Source organism: Streptomyces sp. sk2.1 (genome assembly GCF_008120935.1).
Lineage (GTDB): Bacteria > Actinomycetota > Actinomycetes > Streptomycetales > Streptomycetaceae > Streptomyces.
Genome location: NZ_RDBO01000187.1, coordinates 1 through 1458, shown reverse-complemented (window position 1 = coordinate 1458; position 1458 = coordinate 1). Strand labels below are relative to the sequence as shown.

Sequence of the window (1458 nt, the reverse complement as noted above, 5' to 3'; positions counted from 1 at the left end):
GTGCGCGGTTCCAACGCCTGCCAGTGGGCGATGATCCGCGACTCGCTCGCGGCCGGCTGCGACGTCTACGATCTGCGTGGCATCACCCCCACCCTCGACGCCGACGACCCGCACGTCGGCCTCGTCCAGTTCAAAGTCGGCACCGGCGGCCAGGCGATGCGGTACATCGGCGAGTGGGACCTGCCGCTGCGACCGATGGTTTACCGGGCCTTCGATCTCTATATGAGGCGGCGCGGACGCTGAACCGCACACACGACTCGATCGGTGCGGCGGTTACTGACTTCGGCTCGTCAGGGTGAACTTTGTCGATGTGCCTGATGGGCCTGGGGTGCGGGCTGTATCTCGTGKGGTGTGAGATATGCGGATGGGGGCGGGCTGACCGCTGAGGGGCGGCAGCGTCGGGAGGCCGTACGGCGGCAGGCGGCCGAGATGTTCGAGCAGAAGATCAAGCCGCTGGAGGTCGCCCAGCGCCTCCGGGTGAGCAGGAAGTCGGCCTACCGGTGGCACCAGTTGTGGCGGGACGGCGGGACGGCGGGACGGCGGGGCCCTGGTCTCGCGCGGGCCGAGCGGATCACGGTGCCGTCTGTCGCCGCGCTGCCTGGAGAAGCTCGCCGCGTATCTGGAGGAGGGGCCGAATGCGCACGGCTGGGTGGAGGACCAGGTGTGGGCCGCTGCGCGGGTGGCCACGCTGATYGGCCGGAAGTTCCACGTTCCTGCAGCGTCTCGGGCGCCACCCGGCTGATGCACCGGCTCGGGTTCTCCCCGCAGGTCCCCGTGCGGCGGGTCGCCGAGCGCGACGAGGAGGCGGTGAAGGTGTGGAAGGAGGCGACCTGGGCGGAGGTAAAAGGACCCGGGCGGCCTGCGGGGGCTACATCTGCTTCGAGGACGAGGCAGGCTTCACCCGCCGACCGCCCCGAGGCCGGACCTGGGGACGACGCGGACACGCCCCGCTCGTGACGGTGAGTGGGCGCCGCTCGGGGCGGCTGTCGGTGGCCGGGCTGATGGCGATGCGGCCCGGTTCACGGACCCGGCTGTGCCATCGGCTGATCGCCCACCCGGCGGGCAAGGGCAAGCGCCGCAGCATGAGCGAGCGCGACTTCATCGCTCTGCTCGACGGTACCCACCAGCTCATCAAGGCACCGATCGTGTTGGTCTGGGACCGGCTCAACACCCATGTCTCCCGCACGATGCGAGAGTTGATCGACGCACGGGAATGGCTGACGGTGTTCCTGCTGCCCGCCTGCTCGCCCGACCTGAACCCGGTCGAGGGCGTGTGGGCCCACGTCAAGCGCAGCCTGGCCAACCTCGCCGTCGTCGCCCTGGACCGCTTGGAGGTCCTCGTCCGCAACCGGCTCAAACGACTCCAGTACCGGCCCGAAACCCTCGACGGCTTCATAGCCGGCACCGGCCTCACCCTCGACAACCCGACCTCACCCTGACGAGCCGAAGTCAGTAACC

Annotated in this window: 3 protein-coding genes; all 3 read left to right on the top strand. The window is 69.7% G+C overall.

Features of this window, described 5'->3' with window-relative positions:
* The coding region (locus EAO76_RS42300; RefSeq protein WP_148841531.1) for a peptidoglycan bridge formation glycyltransferase FemA/FemB family protein at nt 1–243 on the top strand (243 nt) is incomplete at its 5' end.
* Nucleotides 244–351: 108 nt separating this feature from the next.
* The gene (locus EAO76_RS42295) at nt 352–957 is read left to right on the top strand and encodes a winged helix-turn-helix domain-containing protein (protein ID WP_399463765.1); all 606 of its coding nucleotides are present in this window, start codon (nt 352–354) and stop codon (nt 955–957) included.
* Nucleotides 873–1439: a transposase gene (locus EAO76_RS42290; RefSeq protein ID WP_148841532.1), complete on the top strand. Its 567-nt coding sequence runs from the start codon at nt 873–875 to the stop codon at nt 1437–1439. Before EAO76_RS42295 ends, EAO76_RS42290 begins: the two co-directional genes overlap by 85 nt.
* The last annotated feature ends 19 nt before the right edge of the window (nt 1440–1458 follow it).